At 67.1% G+C, this 26,621-nt stretch carries 21 protein-coding genes and 1 pseudogene; 16 read left to right on the top strand and 6 right to left on the bottom strand.

Annotation, left to right across the window (positions count from 1 at the left end):
- The coding region (locus OP79_RS34625) for a cellulose binding domain-containing protein (protein WP_033325859.1) at positions 1 to 265 on the top strand (265 nt) is incomplete at its 5' end.
- Between the two features lie 13 nt (positions 266 to 278).
- Here OP79_RS34625 and OP79_RS34620 read toward each other — a convergent pair.
- From OP79_RS34620 to OP79_RS34605, 4 genes are all read right to left on the bottom strand, one after another.
- Complete coding sequence (locus tag OP79_RS34620; protein ID WP_033325857.1) at positions 279 to 890, bottom strand: Uma2 family endonuclease; 612 nt, start codon at positions 888 to 890, stop codon at positions 279 to 281.
- 286 nt (positions 891 to 1,176) lie between these two features.
- A complete protein-coding gene (locus OP79_RS34615; protein WP_033325856.1) occupies positions 1,177 to 1,731 on the bottom strand; it encodes a hypothetical protein in 555 nt (184 codons plus the stop codon).
- On the bottom strand, positions 1,728 to 2,984 hold the full coding sequence (locus tag OP79_RS34610) for a DUF7224 domain-containing protein (protein WP_033325855.1): 1,257 nt from the start codon (positions 2,982 to 2,984) through the stop codon (positions 1,728 to 1,730). Before OP79_RS34610 ends, OP79_RS34615 begins: the two co-directional genes overlap by 4 nt.
- Positions 2,981 to 3,727: an ABC transporter ATP-binding protein gene (locus OP79_RS34605; protein ID WP_033325854.1), complete on the bottom strand. Its 747-nt coding sequence runs from the start codon at positions 3,725 to 3,727 to the stop codon at positions 2,981 to 2,983. The genes OP79_RS34610 and OP79_RS34605 overlap by 4 nt, the downstream gene beginning before the upstream one ends.
- A gap of 398 nt (positions 3,728 to 4,125) precedes the next feature.
- Here OP79_RS34605 and OP79_RS34600 point away from each other — a divergent pair.
- The 3 genes and pseudogenes from OP79_RS34600 to OP79_RS34590 form a co-directional block, all read left to right on the top strand.
- Positions 4,126 to 4,389: pseudogene (locus OP79_RS34600) on the top strand (cellulose binding domain-containing protein); the annotation flags it as partial.
- A gap of 126 nt (positions 4,390 to 4,515) precedes the next feature.
- Positions 4,516 to 4,761 (top strand): type II toxin-antitoxin system VapB family antitoxin, encoded by a 246-nt coding sequence (locus OP79_RS34595; RefSeq protein ID WP_033325851.1) that lies wholly within the window; start codon positions 4,516 to 4,518, stop codon positions 4,759 to 4,761.
- A complete protein-coding gene (locus OP79_RS34590) occupies positions 4,758 to 5,177 on the top strand; it encodes a PIN domain-containing protein (RefSeq protein ID WP_211270917.1) in 420 nt (139 codons plus the stop codon). The genes OP79_RS34595 and OP79_RS34590 overlap by 4 nt, the downstream gene beginning before the upstream one ends.
- 64 nt (positions 5,178 to 5,241) lie before the next feature.
- On the opposite strand, the gene OP79_RS34585 is transcribed toward OP79_RS34590, so the two are convergent.
- Entirely contained in the window at positions 5,242 to 9,048 is a 3,807-nt protein-coding gene (locus OP79_RS34585; RefSeq protein ID WP_211270916.1) for a GH92 family glycosyl hydrolase, read from the bottom strand.
- Positions 9,049 to 9,571: 523 nt separating this feature from the next.
- Here OP79_RS34585 and ngcE point away from each other — a divergent pair.
- The 9 genes from ngcE to OP79_RS34540 all read left to right on the top strand — a co-directional run bounded on the left by ngcE (position 9,572) and on the right by OP79_RS34540 (position 21,774).
- Positions 9,572 to 11,023, top strand: a complete 1,452-nt coding sequence (gene ngcE / locus OP79_RS34580; RefSeq protein WP_033325850.1) for an N-acetylglucosamine/diacetylchitobiose ABC transporter substrate-binding protein — start codon at positions 9,572 to 9,574, stop codon at positions 11,021 to 11,023.
- Positions 11,024 to 11,118: 95 nt separating this feature from the next.
- The gene (locus tag OP79_RS34575) at positions 11,119 to 12,048 is read left to right on the top strand and encodes a carbohydrate ABC transporter permease (protein ID WP_033325849.1); all 930 of its coding nucleotides are present in this window, start codon (positions 11,119 to 11,121) and stop codon (positions 12,046 to 12,048) included.
- Between the two features lie 3 nt (positions 12,049 to 12,051).
- Positions 12,052 to 12,975, top strand: coding sequence for a carbohydrate ABC transporter permease (locus tag OP79_RS34570; protein WP_033325848.1), 924 nt, complete (start codon positions 12,052 to 12,054; stop codon positions 12,973 to 12,975).
- Positions 12,976 to 13,172: 197 nt separating this feature from the next.
- Entirely contained in the window at positions 13,173 to 14,372 is a 1,200-nt protein-coding gene (locus OP79_RS34565; protein ID WP_033325846.1) for an ROK family transcriptional regulator, read from the top strand.
- Between the two features lie 133 nt (positions 14,373 to 14,505).
- Positions 14,506 to 15,609 (top strand): ABC transporter substrate-binding protein, encoded by a 1,104-nt coding sequence (locus tag OP79_RS34560; protein ID WP_211270918.1) that lies wholly within the window; start codon positions 14,506 to 14,508, stop codon positions 15,607 to 15,609.
- A gap of 217 nt (positions 15,610 to 15,826) precedes the next feature.
- A complete protein-coding gene (locus OP79_RS34555; protein ID WP_033325844.1) occupies positions 15,827 to 16,618 on the top strand; it encodes an ATP-binding cassette domain-containing protein in 792 nt (263 codons plus the stop codon).
- Positions 16,615 to 17,916: a sugar ABC transporter permease gene (locus tag OP79_RS34550; RefSeq protein WP_033325843.1), complete on the top strand. Its 1,302-nt coding sequence runs from the start codon at positions 16,615 to 16,617 to the stop codon at positions 17,914 to 17,916. The genes OP79_RS34555 and OP79_RS34550 overlap by 4 nt, the downstream gene beginning before the upstream one ends.
- Before the next feature lie 252 nt (positions 17,917 to 18,168).
- Positions 18,169 to 20,097, top strand: a complete 1,929-nt coding sequence (dxs, locus tag OP79_RS34545) for a 1-deoxy-D-xylulose-5-phosphate synthase (RefSeq protein ID WP_033325841.1) — start codon at positions 18,169 to 18,171, stop codon at positions 20,095 to 20,097.
- 150 nt (positions 20,098 to 20,247) lie between these two features.
- Entirely contained in the window at positions 20,248 to 21,774 is a 1,527-nt protein-coding gene (locus tag OP79_RS34540; RefSeq protein WP_033325840.1) for an amino acid permease, read from the top strand.
- Positions 21,775 to 21,831: 57 nt separating this feature from the next.
- Here OP79_RS34540 and OP79_RS34535 read toward each other — a convergent pair whose 3' ends face one another.
- The gene (locus OP79_RS34535) at positions 21,832 to 22,206 is read right to left on the bottom strand and encodes a PIN domain-containing protein (RefSeq protein ID WP_033325839.1); all 375 of its coding nucleotides are present in this window, start codon (positions 22,204 to 22,206) and stop codon (positions 21,832 to 21,834) included.
- Between the two features lie 57 nt (positions 22,207 to 22,263).
- Here OP79_RS34535 and OP79_RS34530 point away from each other — a divergent pair, with 57 nt between their 5' ends.
- From OP79_RS34530 to OP79_RS34520, 3 genes are all read left to right on the top strand, one after another.
- Positions 22,264 to 23,295, top strand: coding sequence for a PLL family lectin (locus tag OP79_RS34530; RefSeq protein ID WP_245685553.1), 1,032 nt, complete (start codon positions 22,264 to 22,266; stop codon positions 23,293 to 23,295).
- Positions 23,296 to 23,525: 230 nt separating this feature from the next.
- The gene (locus tag OP79_RS34525; RefSeq protein WP_033325837.1) at positions 23,526 to 24,797 is read left to right on the top strand and encodes a nucleotide sugar dehydrogenase; all 1,272 of its coding nucleotides are present in this window, start codon (positions 23,526 to 23,528) and stop codon (positions 24,795 to 24,797) included.
- Positions 24,794 to 26,584, top strand: a complete 1,791-nt coding sequence (locus OP79_RS34520) for a glycosyltransferase (protein ID WP_033325836.1) — start codon at positions 24,794 to 24,796, stop codon at positions 26,582 to 26,584. The genes OP79_RS34525 and OP79_RS34520 overlap by 4 nt, the downstream gene beginning before the upstream one ends.
- Positions 26,585 to 26,621: the final 37 nt, after the last annotated feature.

Raw genomic sequence — 26,621 nt, 5'->3', positions numbered from 1 at the left:
GAACGGCGGTTACCAGTCCGAGGTGACCGTCGCCAACACCGGCGACGTCCCGATGCTGGGCTGGATGGTCGACTGGACGCTGCCCGGAGGTCAGAGGGTCGAGAGTCTGTGGAGCGGCAACGCGACCTACACCGGGCAGAACGTGATGGTCCACAACGCCGACTGGAACGGGGAGTTGGATCCGGGAGAGAGCACGACGTTCGGGTACACCGTCGAGGGCTCCGGGGGTGATCCGGCGACTGCCCTCGCGTGCCGGGTCGGCTGACTGGAGCGGCTTGTCAGAACCCGATGACAGCGAGGTCGATCTCGACCGGGAACGGCACTTCGGTGATGAGCTTGTCGCGGTGCACCGGGTGCATGGGGGCGGGGAAGTAGGAGCGTGTGTCCGCGTTGAACCAGTACTCGTGGACAGCGAGCTGCCCATCCCGGTCGAGTTCCACGCGCCAGTAGAACGGCACCTTGGACGCGGCGAAAAGCGCGGGTTTGCGCACGCGGTCGTCCTGGCGGGAACCGGGGGAGACGACCTCCACGACGAGGGCGAGCTTCTCCACCGGGATGCATTCGAGTTCCAGGAAGTTCAGCTTCCGGGAGTCGAAGACGATCACGTCCGGCTTGTTGGTGTTCTGGTCATCGACCATGACGCATTGCTCGGCCACGACCTCGTACGGCTCGGCTCGTGTGGCCTCAAGGGCGATCAACAGCCTGTCTCGCACACGGTTGTGCCAGTACTTGGTCTGTCCTCGAACCACGATCCGTCCATCCACGAGTTCCCAGTCGAAGGGCAGCTCCAAGTGCTTGACCTGGTCGAAGGTCCAGCCGTCTGCCGGCGGGAACATCCAGGTGTCCTCTGTGGCCCGTCCCTGCCCGGGTGTGGTCATCACTGCTCCCATGGACAAGAGTGTGGACGCCGGTGCGCGTCGTGGTCTTGTGTACGACGGTAGCGTCACCCGAAGTGAGACTGCCACGGCACGCCGTTGACGCGCGGGCTCATCGAACACCACCTCAGGTGCGGTGTCCTCGATCAGAACACCTTCGGCTGGTGGATCCGCAGGTCCTGGAGGAGCAGATCACTCACGGCCGTTCATGATCGCGGTGTTCGTTACCCTCCGTGGCTCCGGCACGGAAAGCGAGCCAGAGCCACGTTCAAGGAACGGCGAACCCGCCGCCCCTGAGACGTCACGGACTGGCCAGCAGAACGAGAGCGAACACGGCAACGGTGATCAGCCATGCGGTCGCACTTCCAGCCGGGTAGAGGGGTAGCGCCCACCAGGTGTGCGTGGCGGAGCCGCCGGGCTGGTAGGCACGGCCGGCGATCAGGGTGCCGATGAGGAGCGCCATTCCGGAAGCCGCTGCCGCCGCTTCGTTGGCCACACGCCGTACGAGGAGAGCAAGAGCGAGGAGGAGCGTGATGTTGCGGGCGACGTCCATCCCCACCAGCACTCCAGCCCCGTGGGCGAGAACTGCGGTGAGGATGACGGCGCCATGGTCGAGGCGGCGGATGGGTACGACCGCTGTCCGTTCCGCCTCCCGGAGCCGACGCTCCATGCAGTACATGACGGCGACGACGGCCAGGATGGGGGTGAAGTACGCCAGGCGTGCACCGTCCATCCCGCCGACCAAGCTCGGGATGGGAACCTCGCTCGTGCCCACCGCCCAGCACACGACCACGATCACGGCGAGCGTGGGAGGGACGGCCCACCAGCGGCGTACCGTCAGCGCGTATCGGTTCACGTGCCCACCCGGTTGCAGTGCTCCTGGCTGGTGGCCTTCTGCTTGAACCAGTCGGCCTGATCTGCGGCGGGCATCTGGCGGACCTTCTGGAGTGCTGTCCATTCGGCGGGGAGCATCGCCTGCTGGATGGATTGTGTGTCGAGGCCGATGACGAGTGCGGCCCAGGCGGCTGCGGGAGAGCCGGGCTGCCGGCAGTCGCGCACACCAGCGGTGGCGGCGACACCGGCTACTGCTGATTCGGCGAGATCAGCTTCGTAACGCTCCTGGGAGGCTTGGTCGTGGAGAGCGGGAAGCGACCAGTACAGCGGCCAGGTGCCCGGCTTGGGTGGTGTACTGGCAGAGGTGATGCGCAGCTCCTGAGGGGCTGGAACGCCGACGGCCTTCAGATCGTCGATCGGCCCCATGGTGTCGCGGCGCAGCTGCTCGGCATACGACTGGTACTCCGGCGGCACGCACACTCTGGGAGCCTGTCCCGTGCAGGACATGGCGACGGTACGGGGATGGGTTGGAGCCCCGTATCCCCAGTCGGACACGGCAAGGTAGCCGGTGACGAGGGCCGCCGCGGCGGTCACAGCGCCGATCGTGGCCTTGAGACTGCGCCGGTGTGGGCTGGTCAAAAGCCACGCGGCGACGGCCAGACCGGCAACAACACCCCACGGGACGAGGTAGACGGCTGGGTCGCGGATGTCGGTGACGGTGGAACCGCCGTCGATGAAGCCTCCCAGGTGCCGTAGGGAGGGGTTGGCGAAGGAGTGCGGCATGGCGAGCCAGGCCCAGCAGCCGATCGCCACGAGCGGGGCGGCGATGCTGCCGGGAAGGGCGCGTCCGGCGCACCAGCCGATGACCGTCCACCCGAGGGGGAGAACAATCAGGTGGGCCACGGCGAGCCAACCGGCACCACCGGGCCATATGCCTGTCGCGTTGCGGGCGAACACGAGCGCGGCGACGGCGAGAACGAGGTAGAGGATCAGGGCGGGGGTGACGGCTCGCAGGAACTGCACGAGAGGGTTGCGGGGGCTGGTGGTGCGTATGGCGCCCAGGAGGCGGTGTCGGCCTGCTTCCCATGCGGTGGCGCCGGCGGCGGCCGGGGCGATGACTGCCACGGCGAAGGCGGCCATCTCGCCGGATTCCACACCGTAGTGGGAGGGAGCGGTGTAGGTGACGTCGCCGATGTACAGGCTGATGTAGATCAGGGCGGGGACGACCAGCCACGGTGCGGCCGAGGCGCGGAGGTTTGCCCAGGTGATGGTCATTCGGTTGCCCCCAGGAGGGCCGCGTAGGCGCTTTCCATCTGGCGTCCTGGCGCGCAGTCCGATGCGTGGTGGCTGGCGAATTCCTTGACCGTCCCCTTGAAGCGGGAACGGCCCGCTTCAAGGACGACGACTTCGTCGAAAGCCTGGTCCAGGTCGCCGATGTCGTGCGTGGAAACGATGACGTGGACCGTGCCGCGCAGGGAGATCAGCAGGTCGAGAAAGCGGCGTCGCTGGTGGGGGTCGAGCCCGACGGTGGGTTCGTCGAGAAGGAGTACTTCGGCGTCGTGGACGAGGGCTTGCGCGATGGCGATGCGCTGCTGCTGTCCGCCGGAGAGTGTCTTGATCTTGTTGTTGAGCTTGTCGGTGAGGCCGACGCGCTCGATGGCCTCGGGAGCGGCATCCCAGGCGTCGCGCTCCCGCATGCCCTTGAGCCAGCCCACGTATGCCACGTGCTCTCTGCACGTCATACCGGGGAGGAATCCTGGGCGCTGCGGCAGCCAGGAAACCTTGTGGCGGTAGGTCCGCACATGCCTGCGGTTGGCGAGGTCGAGGTCCCCGTAGCGTATTCGGCCCGCTTGTGGTGTGGAGGCGCTGGCGCCGAGGGTGAGCAGGGTGCTTTTCCCTGCGCCGTTCGGGCCGAGGAGGACGGTGTGGCCGGGGGAGAAGTTCAGGTTGAGCTGGTTGAGGACGGGGCGTGACCTGGAGGAGTAGCGGAAGGTGCACGACTCATAGTTCAGGGGCATGGGGGTTCCTCATGGCACGGCTGGCCGCCCGGCCACACCCGCTGTGTGTGCGTATGGCCGGATGGCTGGACGTTCTTTAGTAGTTCAGCCGGTGAACTTGATGTTGGTGGAGCTACCGGTGTCGTATCAGCGACGGGGATCGAAGCCGGGAGCGGCCCCCGTCAGGCTGCTGCTCCAACTCGCCGCATGGGCAAGCGCGGAGAGAAGGCCGACGGCAGCGGCGGCGCCGAGGCTGACGGCATCTACGCGGGGGCCGGACGTACGCAGGTTGGACAGTCGCGCCAAGCGTATGGCTGATCCCTTTCTGACGATCATCTGCATGAAACGTCCGGAAGCGTATGTACATGTCACCAACAAGATCAGTATGTGAGTGTTTTTAGTCAACTTATTGGCTGAAGAACGGCGGTTACCAGTCCGAGGTGACCGTCGCCAACACCGGCGACGTCCCGATGCTGGGCTGGATGGTCGACTGGACGCTGCCCGGAGGTCAGAGGGTTGAGAGTCTGTGGAGCGGCAGCGCGACCTACACCGGGCAGAACGTGATGGTCCACAACGCCGACTGGAACGGGGAGTTGGATCCGGGAGAGAGCACGACGTTCGGGTACACGGTCGGGGGCTCCGGGGATGATCCGGGGACGGCCCTCGCGTGCCGGGTCGGCTGAACCGCCGCTCGGGCGGGCCTGGTGGTCGGTGACAGCCATTGGCCACCGTGCCCGCCCCCGGCGATGACCTTCAGGCGTTGACGCTCTGTGTCGATGTACAATAATCCGCACCTTCGTAGAGTCGGTATGTACATTCGGGAGGTCTCGGTGGCGCTCACCCACATCGATATCGACGACGAAACCCTGGAAACAGCCAAACGCCTGGGCGGCCACCGGACCAAGACAGCCGCGGTGGCAGCGGCACTGGAGGCGTACAACAAGCGACTGGCTCGCGCAGCGGCATACGACAGATATTTCGAGATGGCCCAGGACTGGGACATCGAGGGGGCCGAAGAGGCTCACCGAGCGGACAAGAAGGCCGTACGTCCGTGATCCGCTACCTACTCGATTCCTCGGCGCTGTGGCGCCTGCTCCGGGACCGCGACCTGCATGAGACATGGCGGCCGGTGGTCATGGACGGAGACGTTCTCTCGTGCTATCCGCAGCGAGCAGAGTTCCTCCGGTCCGCACGTGACTCCAAGGAGTACAGAGCGTTCAGCGACATGTTCGCAGACCTCTACGACGATGTTTCCGTAGCCAAGAGCGCAGGCCAATGGATCAGCGCATTCCAGGAGCGCGCAGCAGACCAAGGTGCGCACAGGGCCCTCTCGGCCGTCGACCTCCAGATCTGCGCAACGGCGGCCCACCACGGACTCGTCGTTCTCCATGATGACGCCGACTTCGTCACAGCGTCCCGGTTCGCTGTGGAGCTGAGCCAGCACAACGTCCACGACGGCCCTCGCAATTGACCGAGTACAGAGGGGCGGGCCCGGAGCGATCCCCGGGCCCGCCCCTCTCTCGTGGGGGAGTACTTCACGCCAGCAATTCCACCTCCGCCAGCGTTCCCTCACCGTCGAGGACCAGGCGGTAGTGCCGGTACGTCCCCGGCGTCGCGACCGAGAACGCCCGCGTCTGCTTGTCCCATGCGAAGGATTCGCCGGAGCGTTTGTCCAGGTCCCTCCACGTGCTGCCGTCGGACGAGCCCTGCAGGACCCATCCCTTGGGTGCCTTCGCACGCTCAGAGGACGTCAAGGTGTATTGAACTGCCTTGACGGACTTCTCAGTTGGCAGCTCGGTGGACGCCGTGACCGCGTCCGTCGCCGACGTATTGTCGAACAACGCCCCTTCCCCCTCGATGACATCGGCCCGCGGCGACGGCGCCTTGTCGTCCTGCGTGATCGACGGTGGCGCCGCCTTCTTCCCCGTGCCCCACGACGACGGCTTCGGCCCCATGTCGAACTCCAGAACCCCGCCGCGCGAGATCAGCGAGTGGGGGAGCGAGGTCGACGTCCACGTACGCCCGTTGACCTTCAACCCCTGCACGTACACGTTCTTCGCGCTGTTCTTCGGGGCCTTGACGACCAGGTCCCTGCCGTTCTCCAAATGCACCGTCGCCTTGGTGAACAGAGGCGACCCGATGGCGTACTCACCACTGCCCATCACCAGCGGATAGAAGCCCAGCGCGGAGAACAGGAACCAGGCCGACTGCTCGCCGTTGTCCTCGTCGCCGTGGTAACCCTGGCCGATCTCGCTGCCGGTGTAGAGGCGGGACAGCACCTCGCGCACGTTCTTCTGGGTCTTCCAGGGCTGACCGGCCGCGTCGTACATGTAATTGACGTGGTGGGCCACCTGGTTGGAGTGCCCGTACATGCCCATCCGTACGTCACGGGCCTCGGTCATCTCATGGATGACGCCGCTGTACGAGCCCTTGAACTCGGGTGAGGCGGTCTCCGGGGTCGCGAAGTACTCGTCGAGCTTCTCCGCGAGCTCCGACCGTCCGCCGTACAGGTTCGCGAGGCCGCGCGAATCCTGGGGCGCGGTGAAGGCGTAACCCCAGCCGTTCGTCTCCGTGTAGTCGTAACCCCATACGCGTGGGTCGTACTTGGACGACTCGACCCGCCAGTCGCCCTTCTCGTTGCGGCCCTGGAAGAAGCCCGCCTTCGGGTCGAAGAGGTTGACGTAGTCCTGGGCCCGGTCGAGGAAGTACTCCGACTCCTCCTTGTAGCGAGTCTCGCCCGTCTTCTTGTAGAGGGCCTGGCCCATCTTCGCGATGCCGTAGTCGTTGAGGTAGCCCTCCAGCGCCCACGACAGGCCCTCGTGCGTGTCCGTGCTCGTATAGCCCAGGAACGGCGAGGTGCCCATCCCCTTGCGGCCGACTCCGGACGAGGGCGGGACGACGGTCGCGTTCTTCAGGGCCGCCTCGTACGCCGACTTGGCGTCGAAGTCGACGCCCTTGACGTATGCGTCCGCGAACGCCACGTCCGAGGAGGTGCCGGTCATCAGGTCCGCGTAACCGGGCGAGGACCAGCGCGAGGTCCAGCCGCCGTCCTTGTAGTGCTGCACGAAACCGTCGACCATGTCGCCCGCCTGATCGGGCGTCAGCAGCGAGTACGCCGGCCAGGTCGTCCGGTACGTGTCCCAGAAGCCGTTGTTGACGTACACCTTGCCGTCGACGATCTTCGCCCCGGTGTGCGTCGGGGTGTCCGGGCCGGGCATCGGCGAGAAGGGGGAGGCGTACTGATACTTCGAGCCGACCTTCTCGAAGCCGGAGTTGGGGTACAGGTACAGCCGGTAGAGGCTGGAGTACAGCGTCGTCAGCTGGTCCGGTGTCGCACCCTCGACCTCCACCTTGCCGAGGATCCGGTCCCACTGCTTCTGGGCGCGCGACTTGACCGTGTCGAAGGACGTGCCGTCGGGGATCTCCTGGCGGAGGTTGTCCTTGGCCTGGTCGACGCTGATGAGGGAGGTCGCCAGACGCAGGGTGACGGTGCGGTCGGAGCCCGCGTCGAAGCGCAGATGGCCCTTGACGCCGGACGAGCTTCCGTCGGTCACGGGCGCATCGAAGGCCCCGTACACGAAGAGCCGTGTCGCGCCCGTCGACAGTCCGGACTTCACGTCCGAGTAGCCGGTGACGGTCCCGTTCTCCTTGTCCAGCGTCAGGCCCGCCTGGTCGGTGACGTTGTCGAAGAGGACGCTCGCGTCGCCACCGGGGTAGGTGAAGCGGAGGGCCGCCGCGTGGTCCGTGGGCGCCATCTCCGCCTTGAGGCCGTTCTCGAAGCGCACTCCGTAGTAGTACGGCCGTGCTGTCTCGTTCTCGTGCCGGAAGGCGAGCTCCCGGGCCTCACGTCCCGTGTCCGGAGTGCCGGAGGCGGCCGACGGCATCACCTGGAAGGTCTGCCGGTCGCCCATCCAGGGGCTGGGCTCGTGGCTGGCGCTGAAGGCCTGGATGGTCGGCAGGTTGTCGGCGTTGTTCGCACGCGCGTAGTCGTACAGCCAGCTCAATGAACCCGCGTTGGTGACCGGCGTCCAGAAGTTGAAGCCGTGCGGCACGGCCGTCGCGGGGAAGTTGTTGCCGCGCGAGAAGCCGTTGCTGGAGTTGGTGCCGCGGGTCGTCAGCGCGTAGTCGGACAGATGCGCCTTGGGCTTCTCGGGAGCTACGGACCGCAGCGCCACGTCGTCCAGCCAGCCGCGGAACTTTGCGGGGCCCTTGGGGGAGTCGTACGCGATCAGGATCCGGTCGACCGTCTTGCCGGCCGCGACCGATCCGATCCGCGATTCGACGTTGTTCCACTGGTTGACGTACAGGACCTTGGCGGCGCCCTGTCCCTGCGGTGTCAGCGCGAACCCGTGCTGGTCGGTGGCGCGCAGGTCGCTCAGATAGGTGCCGTCCGTGAAGGCGAGGTCCACGGACGCGTTCGTGGCGTCGTAGTCGCGGTCGCCGTCCGCCATCGACGGGAAGATCCGGTACGCCAACTCGGTGTTCCGCCCGACGCGGACGTTGACGTCGAAGACCTTGTTGTACGAGTAGGCGCGGCCGTCCGCCTTGTGTGCCCCGGCGTAGCGCAGGGCCCGTTTGCCGGTGAAGCCCGCGCGCGCCTTGGCGGTCGGGGAGCCGTTCGGCCCGCTGTCCACGAGGGAGAGCATGTCCTTGGGAGTGGGCTCCTCCTCGTCGCCGCCGGTCGAGAACTGCACGTCGGCGAGCTGTAGGGCGTCGGAGGCGCCGTTGTTCTTGGTGATGTCGAGCCGGAAGTGCTGGTACTCGGCCGGCTCGGCGAGGTCGTACGACTTGGTCTGGAACCGCTCGCCGAAGGATTCGCCGGTGCGGCTGTCGAGGGTCTTCCAGTCCTTGCCGTCCGTGGAGCCCTTCAGGGTCCAGTCCACGGGGTCGCGCTCGTCGTGGTCGTTGGCCGACGTCAGCGCGTAGGTGACCAGCCTGACCGGGGCGTCCAGGTCGAACTCGACCCAGCCGGTGGGCGCGAAGGTCAGCCATTTGGTGCTCGGTTCGACGTCGACGAGGTTCTCCTTGACCTCGCCACCGCCGGTGTTCTCGGCGCTCGCCCGGACGTCGGTGACATGGTCGGTGACATTGCCGGGGATGCCGCTGCTGTAGCCGCCGTCGACGCCCGAGGAGCGTTTCGTGCCGTCAGGTGTCGTATCGACCGTGTTGAGCCAGTCGGGAGCCGGATCGTTCGTCTCGAAGGAGGACGCGAACTCCCCCTCGGCCGCCGCTGCTTGGCCGGGCCGGGCGACGGCGGCGCCCTGCGAGGCCACCACCAGCGCTAATGCCGTTGCTCCCAGAATTGCTGTGGAACCCCATCTGTGCCGAGATCTGCGCCGCATCTGGCAGCACCCTCCCCTGCGAAGCGGACAACGTTGTCAATTCGCTGTGCGGGGACCAGTAGGGCGTCAAGTGGCCAGTGGTGTCAAGGGTGTTGGAGGAGGTGTATGCGATGTGAAGAGTCGCAAGTTGCTGGGATCACTCAATTGGCCGAGGTCAGGAGAGGTTCGGTAGGCGCACGGGGAATCCAAGGGAGTGTCATATATCCGCGAGATCTCAACTCGGGAAAGACTGCTGACCGAACCTGCATTCGATCTTGCCCCCGCCTCGGGAAGTGGACTATACCTGTCAGCGTCCGCATGGTCGCTCGTCCGTCCGCGGGCGGTCCGGCATGATCCGAGTCCAGTCGAAACCCCCCGCAGGGGCGCACCGAGTACGTCGTCCTACCCGGCCTCAGGGTCGGGGGTCCGGCCCGCGACGCAGCCGCTTTCGGTCATGTGTCGCCGGGAAAACACAGCACATCATCGCGGTGCCCGGGAGGATCCGGTTCACCGCCTGAGTCCTGGAGAAGGCGAGGACTTGAGCATGGGATCCACTTCCGCCCACAGCGGCCGTGAAGGTGTCGGCCGCCGCGATCTGATCAAGCGGTCCGCAGCGCTCGGCCTGATCGCCGTGCCCACGATGAGCTTCCTGTCCGCGTGCGCCAGCGGTGGTGACAGCGGCAGCGAGGAGAAGGTCGACAAGGGCAAGAAGAGCGCGGAGAACCCGCTTGCCGTCAACGAGACCGCGCCGCTGGAGATCGTCATCTTCGACGGCGGTTTCGGCACGAAGTACGCCGAGGACGCCAAGGCGGTCTACGAGAAGAAGTTCCCCGACGCGAAGGTCAAGTTCTCCTCGACCCAGAAGATCCAGTCGGTCCTCCAGCCGCGCTTCAACCAGGGTTCCCCGCCGGACCTGATCGACAACTCCGGTGCCGAGCAGATGGACATGGGCGTCCTCGTCGGCAAGAAGCAGCTCGCCGACCTCACGCCGTTGCTGGACGCGCCGTCCGTCGACGACCCGAACAAGAAGGTCCGCGACACCCTGCGGCCCGGCATCGTCGAGATGGGCCAGTTCGACGGCGACCCGGTCTGGATCATGTACTACGCGTACACCGTGTACGGAGTGTGGTACTCCCAGAAGGCCCTGGACTCGCTCGACGCCACGTACCCGGAGACCTGGGACGACATGCTCGCGGTCTGCGAGAAGGCGAAGAAGAAGGGCATCGCGGGCTGGACGTACGCGGGCAAGCACCCGTACTACATCCCCTTCTCGCTCTACCCGATGATCGCCAAGGTCGGCGGTCCGGAGACTCTCGACGCCATCGACAACCTTGAGCCGAACGCCTGGAAGCACCCCGCGGTCAAGACCTGCTTCGAGGCGTACTACGAGCTCTACAAGAAGGGCTACATCCTCGAGGGCACCCCGGGCCTGGACCACATCCAGTCCCAGACCGCCTGGACCGAGGGCAAGGCGCTCTTCATCCCGAACGGCTCATGGGTGGAGAACGAGGCGGCGAAGACCATGCCGAAGGACTTCAACCTCGCGGTGTCCGCGCCCAGCGGCATCGACAGCTCGGACAAGATGCCCTTCGGCACCATCTGGGCGTCGGGCGGTGAGCCCTTCATCGTCCCCGCGAAGGCCAAGAACCCCGATGGCGGCATGGAGCAGCTGCGCATCATGCTCAGCGAGGAGTCGTCGAAGAACTTCACCACGTCCGTCAAGTCACTGTCCGCGTTCAACGGCGGCACCGACGGTATCGAGCTGACCCCGGGTCTGAAGTCCGGTGTCGCGGCCCTGGAGAAGGCCGGCGAGAACGTGGTCAACCCGCGCCTCCAGGACTGGTACGTGCAGTTGCAGAAGGAGAAGATCGGCGTTGGTGGCCTCGGCGAGATGATGGCCGGGCGGCTCACGCCGGCCGAGGCGATCAAGAAGATCCAGGGTTACGCCGACGAGGCGGCCAAGGACGACTCCATCCAGCACTACAAGCACCAGTGAGCGCGGCGGGGGACCCCGGGGCGTGATCGGGGTCCCCCGCTCTCGATGGTCGTGGCGTCGGCGGCAGCGCCCGCGGGAAGATCGGGTCGGTAGGAATGCAGCACGGTAGATACCGTTTCATCGTGGGGTTCTTGGCGACCCCTCTGGCGATTTACATCCTTTTCGTCATCTGGCCCTTCATCCAGTCCATCTACTATTCGTTCACGGACTGGAGCGGTCTGAGCCCCGAGTTCAAGATGGTGGGCTTCGCCAACTTCACGAGAATGCTGGACGATGAGGTTTTCTGGAAGTCGTTCCAGCACAGCGTGATGTTCGTGGTGCTGCTGCCGCTGGTGACGCTGACACTGGCGCTGTTCTTCGCCTTCATGCTCAATGTGGGCGGACGGCGCAGGAAGAACGCCGTGATCGCGGGCGTACGCGGCTCGTCCTTCTACAAGGTCGTCTACTTCTTCCCGCAGGTGCTGTCGATCGCGATCGTCGCGCTGCTGTTCCAGTTCGCGTACAACCCCAACAGCGGTGCGATCAACTCCGCGCTCAAGGCGGTCGGTCTCGACAATGTCCAGCCCAACTGGCTGGGCGATCCCGATCTCGCGCTGTGGTGTGTCTTCGCGGTTCTCGTCTGGTGCTCCGTCGGATTCTTCGTGGTGCTCTTCTCCGCCGGAATGGCGTCCATTCCCAAGGACTACTACGAGGCGGCACTCCTCGACGGCGCGAACCGCATCACCACGTTCTACAAGATCACCCTGCCGTTGCTCTGGGACACGGTGCAGTCCGGCTGGGCGTACATGGGCATCCTGGCGCTGGGCGCCGAGTCCTTCGCGGTGGTGCAGATCATGACCGTGGGGCCGAGCGGTGGTGGCCCCGACTATTCGACGACGATTCTGCCGCTGTACGTCTACCAGAAGGCGTTCCGCGACGGCCAGGCCGCCTATGCGACGACGATCGGTGTGGCCCTGCTCATCGTGACGCTGCTGTTCGTGGCGGTCGTGATGAGGCTGGGCCGGCGCGAGCGGTTGGAGTACTGACCTATGAAGACGACCGACACCCCTCCCGCCGACGCCACCCCGGACGAGCGGCCGCCCGTCACCAAGACGACGGCCGTACCCGGGCCGCTGGAGAAGCCGTCCGAGGGCAGGACCCTCAACTTCTTCTCGCACGGCATGCTCATCCTCTGGGCGTTCATGGTGGTGATGCCGCTGCTGTGGGCGGTGATGACCTCGTTCAAGACGGATCGGGACATCTTCAGTTCGCCCTGGGCGCTGCCGGACTCGCTGCACTTCGAGAACTGGTCGCGGGCCTGGACCGAGGCGAACATGAGCGACTACTTCCTCAACACGTTGATCGTGGTGGGGTTCTCGCTCGTCGGCACGATGCTGCTGGGTTCGATGGCGGCGTACGTCCTGGCGCGTTTCGAGTTTCCCGGGAACCGCTTCATCTACTTCCTCTTCATCGGAGGAATGAGCTTCCCGATCATCCTGGCGCTGGTTCCGCTGTTCTACGTCATGCAGAACCTTTCGCTGCTGAACACGCTGCCCGGACTGATCCTGGTCTACATCGCGTACTCGCTGCCGTTCACCGTGTTCTTCATGACGGCGTTCTTCCGTACGCTGCCGACCTCGGTGGCCGAGGCGGCCTTCGTGGACGGTGCCTCGCACACGCGGACGTTCTTCCAGGTGATGCTGCCGATGGCCAAGCCCGGCCTGATCAGTATCAGCATCTTCAACTTCCTGGGGCAGTGGAACCAGTACCTGCTGCCGACGGTTCTGAACACCGATGAGGACCGCAAGGTCCTCACCCAGGGCCTCGTGCAGCTCGCCGTGAGCCAGGGCTACAAGGGCGACTGGTCCGGACTCTTCGCAGGCCTGGTCATGGCCATGCTGCCGGTCCTCGCCGCGTACATCATCTTCCAGCGGCAGGTGGTCGCGGGCCTGACGGCCGGCGCGCTGAAGTAGGGGTTCGGCCGCTGGTTCGCTTTGCGAGGGTGGTCCCGGATTGGTACCGGGGCCACCCTTGTGTGTATGCGTGCTCTGGCATGTGCCCCTCCGCTCAACCTCTTGACGGGAGGCAGCCCCAACAGCTCAGCTTAGAGTTCACTAGTTGCACATAGACGGGGTCTCGCCGAGGCGAACCCCGTACGCAGGAGGTCGTCGTGGAGACTCCCGGGTCGCAGTCGTCGCTGCACCGAGCAAATCTCGAACGGGTCGTACGTGCGGTGCGCCTGGCCGGATCGCTCACGCAGGCGGAGATCGCGAGGACGACGGGCCTGTCCGCGGCGACGGTCTCCAACATCGTCCGCGAGCTCAAGGAAGGCGGAACGGTCGAGGTCACGCCTACATCGGCGGGCGGACGGCGGGCCCGCAGCGTCAGCCTGAGCGGCGACGCCGGCATCGTGATAGGGGTCGACTTCGGGCACACGCATTTGCGCGTCGCGATCGGGAACCTCGCGCATCAGGTACTCGCCGAGGAATCCGAACCCCTCGACGTGGACGCCTCCGCCGCCCAGGGCCTCGACCGGGCCGAACAGCTGGTCAGCAGGCTGATCGCGGCCACCGACGTCGACCGCAGCAAGATCGCGGGCGTCGGCCTCGGCGTGCCGGGCCCGATCGACGTGGAGTCCGGCACCCTCGGCTCCACCGCCATCCTGCCGGGCTGGACCGGCACCAAGCCCGCCGAGGAGCTGCGGGCACGGCTCGGCGTGCCGGTGCACGTGGACAACGACGCCAACCTCGGCGCCCTCGGCGAGCTGGTGTGGGGGAGCGGCCGGGGAGTCAGGGACCTGGCGTACATCAAGGTCGCCAGCGGTGTCGGCGCCGGCTTGGTCATCGACGGCCGGATCTACCGCGGCCCGGGTGGCACGGCGGGAGAAATCGGTCATATTACCCTTGACGAGTCCGGCCCCGTCTGCCGCTGCGGAAACCGGGGCTGCCTGGAAACCTTCGCGGCCGCGCGCTACGTACTGCCGCTGCTCCAGTCCAGCCACGGCACGGATCTGACCATGGAAGGCGTCGTACGGCTGGCGCGGGACGGCGACCCTGGCTGCCGTCGCGTGATCGCCGACGTCGGCCGACACATCGGCAGTGGAGTCGCCAATCTCTGCAACCTGCTCAACCCGAGCCGGGTGGTCCTCGGCGGTGATCTCGCCGAGGCCGGTGAGCTGGTGCTCGGGCCCATAAGGGAGTCGGTCGGCCGCTATGCGATCCCCAGTGCGGCGCGCCAGCTGTCCGTTCTTCCAGGGGCGCTCGGCGGCCGGGCGGAGGTTCTCGGGGCTCTCGCTCTCGCACTCAGCGAGATGGGGGATTCAACCCTTTTGGACGGAACCCTCACTGCGGCCACTCCCGCCTTCACTTAGAGAACGGATGGCACCGTTGCCATCTCGTTAAGGATTTACTTCTTGACGTCGCACATGTGGCCGAGTTGACTTCCGGTTACCTCGGCCGCACCGTCGCGGCCACGTCAGGGAGGTTTCTGAAGTGAACACGCGTATGCGTCGTGCTGCCTATGCCGTTGCCGCAGGTGCGATGGCCATCTCGCTGGCCGCCTGTGGCAGCGCCGAGGAAGCCGGCGGCGACAACGATGAGCCCAGCGCCGCCAAGGGTGACGCGATCAAGGTCGGTCTGCTCCTTCCGGAGAACCAGACCGCGCGTTACGAGAAGTTCGACAAGCCCTTGATCGAGAAGAAGGTCAAGGAGCTCACGAACAACAAGGGCGAGGTCGTCTACGCCAACGCCAAGCAGGACGCCACCACGCAGAACCAGCAGGTCGACACGATGATCACCAACAAGGTGGACGTGCTGATCGTGGACGCGGTGGACTCCAAGGCCATCGAGAACTCCGTCAACAAGGCCAAGGATCAGGGCATCCCGGTCGTCGCGTACGACCGCCTCGCCCAGGGCCCGATCGACGGCTATGTCTCGTTCGACAACGAAGAGGTCGGCCGCGTCCAGGGCAAGGCGCTCCTGGAGGCCCTCGGCGACAAGGCCACACCCACCTCCAAGATCGTCATGATGAACGGTGCGAGCACCGACCCGAACGCCGCCCTCTTCAAGAAGGGCGCGCTGTCCGAGCTCGAGGGCAAGGTCGACATCGAGAAGTCGTACGACACCAAGGAGTGGAAGCCGGAGAACGCCAACGCCAACATGGAGGGCGCGATCTCCGCGATCGGCAAGAACGACATCGTCGGCGTCTACTCCGCCAACGACGGCATGGCGGGCGGCATCATCACCGCCCTGAAGGCCGCCGGGGTCAACCCGCTGCCGCCGGTCACCGGCCAGGACGCCGAACTCGCGGGCGTGCAGCGCATCGTCGCGGGTGAGCAGTACATGAGCGTGTACAAGCCCTACCCGCAGGAGGCGGACATCGCCGCGGAGATGGCCGTCGCGCTCGCCAAGGGCGAGAAGCTCGACTCCATCGCCAAGACGAAGGTCGACAGCCCGACCACCAAGGCCGTCCCGTCGGTGCTCGTCCCGGTCGTCTCGCTGACCAAGGACAACATCAACGACACTGTCATCAAGGACGGCATCTACACGGTCGACGAGATCTGCACGGCCAAGTTCAAGGCCGCCTGCGACCAGATCGGTGTCAAGTAAGTCCTCGATCAAGTGCGCACGAGTCCCTTTCCGCGTACGGGAATTCGCTACGTCGAGTCCCGTACGGGACCGGTGAATTCCCGTACGGGACTCGCGTACTCAAAGCTCCTCCGGCGCCCCGCCACCAAACAGCCCCGCAAGCTCGCGCGGGGCGCCGGACGGAACAGCTCCCGAAAACTTCTGTACTACCTCTCCGCCGGGTCAGGCGGCTAAGGAGATGGTTTACGTGTCCGCTACGCCTGTGCTGGCGTTGCGCGGGGTCTCCAAGCGGTTCGGTGCCGTCCAGGCGCTCACCGACGTAGAGCTCGAGGTCCACGCCGGTGAGGTGGTCGCCCTGGTCGGCGACAACGGCGCCGGAAAATCCACGCTGGTCAAGACGATCGCCGGCGTGCACCCCATCGATGAGGGCGTCATCGAGTGGGACGGCCGGTCCGTCCAGATCAACAAGCCGCACGACGCCCAGAACCTGGGCATCGCGACCGTCTACCAGGACCTCGCGCTGTGCGACAACATCGACGTCGTGGGCAACCTCTATCTGGGCCGCGAGCTGAAGAGGCGCGGCGTGCTCGACGAGGTCGAGATGGAGCGCCGCTCCCGCGAGCTGCTGCAGACGCTGTCGATCCGCATTCCCAGCGTGCGCATCCCGATCGCCTCGCTCTCCGGTGGCCAGCGGCAGACCGTGGCCATCGCCCGCTCCATGCTCGGCGAGCCCAAGCTGGTCATCCTCGACGAGCCCACCGCGGCCCTCGGTGTCGAGCAGACCGCGCAGGTCCTCGACCTGGTGGAGCGGCTGCGCGAGCGCGGCCACGCGGTCCTCCTCATCAGCCACAACATGGCCGATGTGAAGGCCGTCGCCGACAAGGTCGCCGTACTGCGCCTCGGCCGCAACAACGGCGTGTTCGAGGTCAAGTCGACCTCGCAGGAGGAGATCATCTCCGCCATCACGGGTGCCACGGACAACGCCGTGACCCGTCGTGCGGCGCGCGGCAACGGGGAGGTACGGAAGTGAGCATCGACAAGACACAGGACACCGCCCCGAAGAGCACCGGCGCAGCGGTCGAGAACCCGGAGGCGGCCGCCGGCGCGGACGTCGCCGTCGACCCACGGCTGCTGGTGCGTGAGCGCGGCTTCGCCGGCTACGTCATCGAGTTCAAGCGCAAGATCCGCGGTGGTGACCTGGGTTCACTCCCGGTCGTCATCGGCCTGATCGCCATCGCGATCATCTTCCAGAGCCTGAACTCGAACTTCCTGTCCGCCGAGAACCTCAACAACATCGCCGTCGCGATGGTCGCCACCGGCATGATGTCCGTCGGCATCATCTTCGTGCTGCTGCTCGGCGAGATCGACCTCTCGGTCGGCTCCGTCAGCGGTGTCGCGGGTGCCATCGCGGCCGTACTCAGCGTCACGAACGGCATGAACGAGTGGCTGGCCGTGCTCATGGCCCTCGGCGGTGGCGCCCTCGCGGGCGCGATCCACGGCTTCTTCTTCGCGAGGATCGGCGCGCCCGCGTTCGCGGTCACCCTGGCCGGCCTGCTGTTCTGGCTCGGCTTCATGCTCCAGCTCCTGGGCGAGAACGGCACGATCAACCTCGACGGCGACGGTGTGATCGGCAAGCTGACGACGTACTACTTCTCGGACGTCGCGGCGGCCTACGGGCTCGCCACGATCGCGGTCGCCGTCTTCTTCGTCACGTCCTTCCTGGACAGCCGCCGTCGCGAGGCCGCGGGCATCCCGTCCCGGCCGCTCGTCGACCTCCTGCTGCGCACGGGCCTGCTGGCGATCGTCGCGTACGCCGCCGCGATCATGTTCAACCAGTACAAGGGCCTGCCGCTGGCGCTGCTGCTGTTCCTCGTGGTCCTGGTGCTGACGGACTTCGTGCTGCGCCGCACGGGCTACGGCCGCAAGATCTTCGCGCTCGGCGGCAGCGTCGAAGCGTCCCGGCGTGCGGGCATCAACGTCACGGCGGTACGGATCTCGGTCTTCGCCATCGCCGGGTTCTTCGCGGCGGTGGGCGGCCTGTTCTGGGCCTCGAAGATCGCCGCGGCCAACCAGAGCGCGGGCGCCGGTGACCTGCTGATGAACGTCATCGCGGCGGCCGTCATCGGCGGCACCAGCCTCTTCGGCGGTCGCGGCCGTACCTGGAACGCGCTGCTCGGTGTCATGGTGATCACCTCGATCCAGTACGGGCTCGCCCTCGAGGGCATCGCCACGCCGATCCAGTACATGATCACGGGCAGCGTCCTGCTGGCCACGGTCGTGATCGACTCCGTCACACGCAAGACGCAGCGGACCGCTGGCCGCGCGTAGCGGGTTCGCCCAATAGCTCGGTTGGACGGGTAGTTCGGCGGCTGTGGGTCCGTCGTGGCTAGTCGCGCCCCGCGGCGGAGCCGCAAATCGACACAGCCCCGCGCCCCTTACAGGGCGCGGGGAACGGCGCGGCCCTTTTTAGACCAGTGCCCGGCACCGACGGCGGTGCCGGGCTCTTCCCTGTGCGGGGGGCGACATTAGACTCGACGAGCCCGGCGAAAGCTCGAACAGCTCTAATGCAAGGAGGCACGGGTGCCGCTGCTGACCCGTATCACGGGACCGCGCGATCTGGACCGGCTCAACCTGGAGCAGCTGGACCAGCTGGCCGAGGAGATCCGGACCTTCCTCGTCGACGCGGTCTCCAAGACCGGCGGCCACCTCGGCCCCAACCTCGGCGTCGTCGAGCTCACCATCGCTCTGCACCGCGTCTTCGAATCCCCGAAGGACAAGGTGCTGTGGGACACGGGCCACCAGTCCTACGTCCACAAGCTGCTCACCGGCCGTCAGGACTTCTCCAGGCTGAAGATGAAGGGCGGCCTGTCCGGCTACCCCTCACAGGCCGAGTCCGAGCACGACATCATCGAGAACTCCCACGCCTCCACGGTCCTCGGCTGGGCCGACGGCCTCGCGAAGGCGAACCAGGTCCTGAAGAAGGACGACCACGTCGTCGCGGTCATCGGCGACGGCGCCCTCACCGGCGGCATGGCCTGGGAGGCGCTCAACAACATCGCCGACGCCAGGGACCGCCCCTTGGTCATCGTCGTCAACGACAACGAGCGCTCGTACGCCCCCACCATCGGCGGCCTCGCCAACCACCTCGCCACCCTGCGCACCACGGACGGCTACGAGCGCTTCCTGGCCCGCGGGAAGGACCTGCTGGAGCGCACGCCCGTCGTCGGCAGGCCCCTCTACGAGACCCTGCACGGCGCCAAGAAGGGCCTCAAGGACTTCATCGCCCCGCAGGGCATGTTCGAGGACCTCGGCCTGAAGTACGTCGGCCCCATCGACGGCCACGACATCGAGGCCCTGGAGTCCGCGCTGGCCCGCGCCAAACGCTTCGGCGGCCCGGTCATCGTGCACTGCCTCACCGAGAAGGGCCGCGGCTACCAGCCCGCCCTCCAGGACGAGGCCGACCGCTTCCACGCCGTCGGCAAGATCCACCCCGACACCGGCCTGCCGATCGCCTCCTCCGGCGCCGACTGGACCTCCGTCTTCGGCGAGGAGATGGTCAAGCTCGGCAAGGAGCGCGAGGACATCGTCGCGATCACGGCCGCCATGCTCCAGCCGGTCGGCCTCGACAGGTTCGCCAAGACCTATCCCGACCGCGTCTACGACGTCGGCATCGCCGAGCAGCACGGCGCCGTCTCCGCCGCGGGCCTGGCGACCGGTGGACTGCACCCCGTCTTCGCCGTGTACGCGACGTTCCTCAACCGGGCCTTCGACCAGGTCCTGATGGACGTGGCCCTGCACAAGTGCGGCGTCACCTTCGTCCTCGACCGGGCCGGCATCACCGGCACCGACGGCGCCTCCCACAACGGCATGTGGGACATGTCGATCCTCCAGGTCGTGCCCGGCCTCAGGCTCGCCGCGCCACGCGACGCCGACCAGGTCCGCGCCCAGCTGCGCGAGGCCGTCGACGTCGACGACGCGCCGACCGTGGTCCGCTTCTCCAAGGGCGCGGTGGGTCCCGCCGTACCCGCCGTGGGCCGTATCGGCGGCATGGACGTACTGCGCGCGCCCGGCACCGACGCCCCGGACGTCCTGCTCGTCTCCGTCGGCGCACTCGCGCCCATGTGCCTGGAGATCGCCGGCCTGCTCGACAAGCAGGGCATCTCCACGACCGTCGTCGACCCGCGCTGGGTCAAGCCCGTCGACGAGGCCATGGCCCCGCTCGCCGAGCAGCACCGCGTGGTCGTCACCGTCGAGGACAACTCCCGCGTCGGCGGCGTCGGTTCGGCGATCGCGCAGTCCCTGCGCGACGCGGGCGTCGACCTCCCGCTGCGCGACTTCGGTATCCCGCCGCGTTTCCTCGACCACGCCTCCCGCAAGGAGGTCCTGACGGAGATCGGCCTGACCGCCCCGGACATCGCCCGCCAGGTCACCGGCCTGGTCGCCAAGCTCGACGGACCCACCGAACGCCCGACCGCCGGCATCGACGCGGCGGAGCCGGCCCGCGACTGACGGCTGTGTATGGCGGCTCCGAATGGGCCGGTTTCACCCATCCTTTACGGTGGTGAAACCGGCCCATTCGCGTGAAACCCCCGCGCCGGGGCATACGCACCACGCCCCCTCTCGACCACGTCGAGGACGCCAAGCGTGGGAGGTAAACCCGTGAGCAGCACCCTCTTCAGGACCAAGAAGGTCGAGCAGTCCATCCTCGATACCGAGGAGCCGGAGCACGCGCTCAAGAAGTCCCTGTCCGCGCTGGATCTGACCGTCTTCGGCGTCGGTGTCATCATCGGCACCGGCATCTTCGTCCTCACCGGCACGGTGGCCAAGAACAACGCCGGCCCCTCCGTCGCCCTGGCCTTCGCCGCGGCCGGCGTCGTCTGCGCGCTCGCCGCGCTCTGTTACGCGGAGTTCGCCTCCACGGTTCCGGTGGCGGGCTCCGCCTACACCTTCTCGTACGCCTCCCTCGGGGAACTGCCCGCCTGGATCATCGGCTGGGACCTGGTCCTGGAGTTCGCACTCGGCACGGCGGTGGTCGCCGTCGGCTGGTCCGGCTACGTCCAGTCGCTCATGGACAATGCGGGCTGGGAGCTGCCCGCGGCGCTGGGCAGCAGAGAGGGCGCCGACGGCTTCGGCTTCGACATCCTCGCCGCCGCCCTCGTCCTGGTGCTCACCGCCATCCTCGTCCTCGGCATGAAGCTGTCCGCGCGGATCACCTCGCTCGTCGTCGCCATCAAGGTGACGGTCGTCCTCGTCGTGATCATCGCGGGCGCCTTCTTCATCAAGGGCGAGAACTACGACCCGTTCATCCCGAAGGCACAGGACGTGCCGCCGGGTGAGAGCCTCCAAGCCCCGCTGATCCAACTCATCTTCGGCTGGGCGCCCTCCAACTTCGGCGTGATGGGCATCTTCACCGCCGCCTCCGTCGTCTTCTTCGCCTTCATCGGCTTCGACGTCGTGGCCACGGCCGCCGAGGAGACCAGGAACCCGCAGCGCGACATGCCGCGCGGCATCCTCGGCTCCCTCGTCATCTGTACGGCCCTGTACGTCGCCGTGTCGATCGTCGTGACCGGCATGCAGCACTACAGCGAACTGTCCGTCGACGCCCCGCTCGCCGACGCCTTCAAGGCCACCGGGCACCCCTGGTACGCGGGCTTCATCAGCTTCGGCGCGGCGGTCGGCCTGACGACGGTCTGCATGATCCTTCTTCTGGGCCAGACCCGTGTCTTCTTCGCGATGAGCCGCGACGGCCTCCTGCCCCGCTTCTTCTCCCGTGTCCATCCCCGGTTCAGGACCCCGCACCGGCCCACCATCCTGCTCGGCGTGGTCATCGCGATCCTCGCGGGCTTCACGCCCCTGAACGAACTCGCCGCGTTGGTGAACATCGGCACCCTCTTCGCCTTCGTGGTCGTCGCGATCGGCGTGCTCATCCTCCGCAGGACGCGCCCCGACCTGCACCGGGCCTTCCGCACCCCGTGGGTGCCGTTCATCCCGATCCTGTCGGTGTGCGCCTCGCTGTGGCTGATGCTGAACCTGCCCGCCGAGACCTGGATCCGCTTCGGCATCTGGATGGCGGCCGGCTTCCTCGTGTACTTCCTCTACGGCCGCACACACAGCCTCCTCGGCAAGCGCAGTGAGACCACGGTCGACGACGTGCTCAAGCCGCCGCCGAACGGCGAGACTCCGTAGGCGCGCGCGTGCCGTAAGCAGGTCAGGGACGGAAGGCTGTCAGAGGCGGAAGGCGGTTCAGGGGCGGACGGTTCGCGGTCCGGTGACCTCCGCCCCCAACGCGCCCACCCTGCCCCGCAGTTCGCGGTCGGCCGTGACCACCAGACAACGGCGCCCCGCGGCCTCGGCGGCCAGCTCCACGATGCGGTCGTCGCCGCTGCCGGGCGCCGAGTCGACCCGTACGCCCGAAACCGATGACACCCCGCGGGCGGCTCCCTCGACCACGAGCACCACCTCAAGGGGCCCCGGGAAGCCGGGCACCCCATCGTCGGCGTACGGCACCAGCATGTCCCGTAGCCGCTCCGCCGCCCCACGGCGGTCCCGCCACCAGCCGTCGGGGACCGAACCGACCACGTTGGCGGCGTCGACGATCATGAGGAGAGGGGCGCTCATGAGGCCAGGGTCGCACGGAGGGGTCCTGGCGGGCCCGACTAGAGTGGGGGAGTGTCGATGGTCCGTACAGTGAACGGTTCCTGGCTCATACGCGGCCGGGACGGCCGGCTCAGCGCCTACGCTCCGCGGGACGAGGCGGTGTGGTGCTGGGCTCAGCGAACTCCGGGCGGTTCGTGGATCGCGCCCCGTACCGTGGGCGGCGACCAGCGCCTGCATCCCGTGCTCGCCGTGGGTCAGGGAACCGATGGTTACGCCCACTTGGTGGCCTGGCGTCCCACCGGCCCGCAGGAGGCGGGACTCGTCCACACCACGCACTTCCGCCCGCATCTCGCCGCGCTCGACTGGAACCGGCTCGGGCACCCCAACAAGGCGGGTGCGCAGACCGGCGTTCCGGCCGTCGCGGTCGACGCGGAGGGCCGCGCCCATGTCTTCGTGCCCAACGCGGGGGGCGGCGTCAGCATGCGCGGCCAGAAGGAGCGCGGCGGCTGGGGCCCCTGGCGTGACCTGAAGGGCCGTGAGGTGGAGGGCGAACTGGCCGCCGTGACAAGGTTGTCGGGCCGCGTCGAGCTGTACGCGACCTCGCCGGAAGGGATCCTGCGCTGGACGCAGGCGGGCTCCGGCCACATACCCGCGCTCGACGGCGAGCCCCTGAAGGCGGCGGCCCGCCCTGGCACGCTGCGCGCCCTCGCCACCTCCGAAGAGCACGTGACCCTCTTCTTCACGGACGAGTCGGACACCCTGTGCGCCTGGCGCCCCGGCGCCGAGCCCGCCGCGCTCCTGCCCTGCGCAGGCCCCGGGCCCGTCTCCGCCATCCGCTTCACCCTCGACGGCGTCGACTGCACGCTCCTCGCCCAACGCTCCAGAAGCGGCCGGGTCGCTTTCGCCGCGTACCCGACCGAGCAGGAGTCCGCGGGCGCCTGGTGGACCGAGTCGGGCCCTCAACTCCCCCCGGACACCCAGGTGTCGCTGAGCAAGGACCACCAGAGCGACCTCGTGGCGGCCACGCTCCAGCCGGTCACCGGAGAGCTGCTGACGACCCGCAGGAAGGACGAGCCGGGTCTGGCACTGACGGCCTGGCAGAAGGTCTGAAGGAACCCGTCAGGAATCCAGACCGTTCAGGAAGCCGTGGGATGACGTGAGACATCTGAGGCAGGCGCAGGGTTGTACGCACGGTTGAGTGAGAAGAGGCACTGTGCAATCCATGTTTGAGATGTGAAGTTCTTGTTAGCATCCTCACTCTTGTTCGAACTGGACACCGGTAACCGAAAAATCGTCTTCATACGGCCGTAACCGGTGCAACGGGGTTGGGGAATGGTGTCGTGAGCAGAACCTCCGCTGTGGATCTTGTTGTTGTGGGACTCGGTTACGTGGGACTGCCTCTGGCCCGTTCTGCCTCGGCGGCCGGACTGAAAGTGGTCGGGCTCGACCGCAGCCGACGGGTCGTCGACGCTCTGAACTCCGGCCGCTCGCATGTGGACGACATCACCGACGCCGAGGTCGGAGCGATGCTGGAGCAGGGCTTCACGGCGGTCGACCGGGCCGAGGTCATCGCCGACGCGGCCGCGGTCGTCATCTGCGTACCGACCCCGCTCACCAACCACGGCTCGCCCGACCTCGGCGCGGTGCACTCCGCGGTCGAGGACATCGCGGCGAACCTCGTTCCTGGCACCCTCGTCGTGCTGGAGTCGACGACCTACCCGGGAACCACCGACGAGGTCGTACGACCGCGGCTGGAGGCCGGCGGTCTGCGCGTCGGCCAGGACTTCCACCTGGCCTTCTCCCCGGAGCGCATCGACCCGGGCAACTCCGCCTTCGGTCTGGAGAACACGCCCAAGGTGGTTGGCGGCTGCACGGCGGACTGCACCAAGGCCGCCCGCACCCTCTACGAGCGCTTCGTGACGCGCGTAGTCGAGGCGAAGGGCACGCGCGAGGCCGAGATGGCCAAGCTGCTGGAGAACACCTACCGTCATGTGAACATCGCCCTCGTCAACGAGATGTCGATGTTCTGCCGTGAGATCGGCGTCGACCTGTGGGACGCGATCCGCTGCGCCGCCACCAAGCCGTTCGGGTTCGCCCCCTTCTACCCCGGCCCGGGCGTGGGCGGCCACTGCATACCCATCGACCCCAACTACCTTTCGTACAAGGTCCGTTCGCTGGGCATCCCGTTCCGCTTCGTGGAGCTGGCCCAGGAGATCAACCAGCGCATGCCCGTACACGTGGTGAACCGGGCGGCCGACCTGCTGAACGACCAGGGCAAGGCGGTCCGCGGTTCCCGGATCCTGCTGCTCGGCGTCACCTACAAGGCCGACATCTCCGACCAGCGGGAGAGCCCTGCCCGCGCGGTGGCCGCCAACCTCCGCGCGCGGGGCGCCGAACTCGTCTACTTCGACCCGCGTGTCACCGACTGGACGGTCGACGGGGTGCCGGTCGAGCGGACCGACGACTACCTGGCCGCGGCCGAGTCCGCGGACCTCACCGTCCTGCTCCAGTCCCACCGCGAGATCGACCTGGGCCTGCTGGCCGACCGCGCCCGGGTGCTCTTCGACACCCGGGGCAAGTCCGCCGACCACCCCCGGGTGGTCAAGCTGTGAGCGCTGAGGGTACGTACATACCCGGGGCCGTCGATCCCGGCGGCCGCCAAGGACACCGCAAGCGCAGGCATCTGAAGGTCTCGTACGTCGTCTTCCTGGGCCTTGCGGCGCTGATCGTCACCCGGCTCGACGCCGGTTCGCTGCACCTGTACTCGATGGGTGCCCTGGGGCTCCTGGCTCTCAAGATGTTCGGGGCGCTCTTCTACCGTCCGGCCAAGGCGGGGCGGGAGGAACTGGAGTACCTGGAGAACGCCTGGGTCACCGCGGTCATCCCGATCTACAACGAGGACCCGGTGATGTTCGAGCAGGGCATGCGCAGTCTCCTCGCGCAGAGCCGGCTCCCCAACGAGATCCACATCATCGACGACGCCAGTGCCGACGCCGGCGGCATCAGGGCGGCGAAGAAGATGCGCCGCGAGTTCGAGGCCCGCGGTGTGAAGTACACGGTCAGCGTGCAGCCGGTGAACAAGGGCAAGCGCGAGGCGCTCGCCCTCGGGTTCGAGGCGGCACCGTACACGGACCTCTTCCTGTGCGTGGACTCGGACACCATCCTCTCCCGGGACACGGTCCGTGAGCTGCTCCTTCCGATGGCGGACGAGAGCATCATGGCCGCCACCGGGATGGTGCTGGCCCTCAACCACGACAGCAACATCTTCACGCGACTTCAGGACCTGCGGTACGGGAACTCCTTCCTGTTCGAGCGGGCCGCGTACTCGCGTCTGAAGTCCGTGCTCTGCTGCTGCGGAGCGCTGTCGGTGTACCGGGGGACGCTGGTCCGCAGGTACCTCCCGGACTTCCTCAACCAGCAGTTCCTGGGCAAGCCGGCCGTCTTCGGCGACGACCGGCGCATGACCAACTACTGCCTGATGGAGGGCAAGGTGGTCTTCCAGGAGACCGCCGTCGGCTACACGGCCGTACCGGAGAAGCTGCCGCACTTCCTGCGCCAGCAGGTCCGCTGGAACAAGTCCTTCTTCCGCGAGTCCCTGTGGGCCTTCCGGAACCAGAAGAAGTACCGGCCCGCGTTCTGGCTGACCTGCATGGAACTCGCGCTGTGGCTGGTCTTCGGCTCGGCGATGTTCTACTCGATGGTCATCCTGCCCATCCTCCATCCGGACCGGTTCGTCAACCACATCGGCGACTACCTCATCTTCATGGTGCTCATGGGGTACCTCCGCAATGTGCGGTACCTGGACTTCCCACGCCGGGGAATGGGCTTCATCAAGCGCTTTGGCATGTTCCTGCTCGCGCCGATCTACGGCGTGATCCAGTTGACGCTGCTGACCCCGCTGCGGTTCTACGCCCTCTTCACCCTGCACAAGGGCAGCTGGGGCACCCGGCAGGGCGGCGTCGAGGTGTCGGTGGCGGGGGACCACGAGGCAGACGTGACGGAGATCTGGGAGGAGGAGGACCCGTACTCCGACCCCAAGGTCGGCGAGACGCTGCAGTTGATGCGCCTCGAAGGCGTGGCCCTGCGCACCCGGCCGGCCGGTGCCATCCCCATCCAGCCGCAGCCGCTGCCCGGTTACGACGAGCAGCACGCGCACCTTCCCCAGCAGCCCGTGACCTGGGGGACACCGGGACCGGCCGGACAGCAGCAGTGGCAGGGCGGACATCAGGACCCGTACCAGCAGGGCTACGACCCCCAGCACCAGGGCGGACATCACGACCCGTACCAGCAGGGCTACGACCCCCAGCACCAGGGTCAGCACCAGGGCGGATACGTGGACCCGTCCTGGCAGCAGGGAAATGGCCAGGGGAACGGTCAGGGGCACGGCCAGGGCTGGTAGGCACCTGCAGAGCAAAGAAGAGGGGCGACCGTACGGT

The organism is Streptomyces yerevanensis, from assembly GCF_000716805.1.
In the GTDB taxonomy this organism is placed as follows: Bacteria; Actinomycetota; Actinomycetes; order Streptomycetales; family Streptomycetaceae; genus Streptomyces; species Streptomyces flaveus.
Note: the sequence above shows the minus strand (reverse complement) of the source record. Positions and strands in the feature narration are given on the sequence as shown.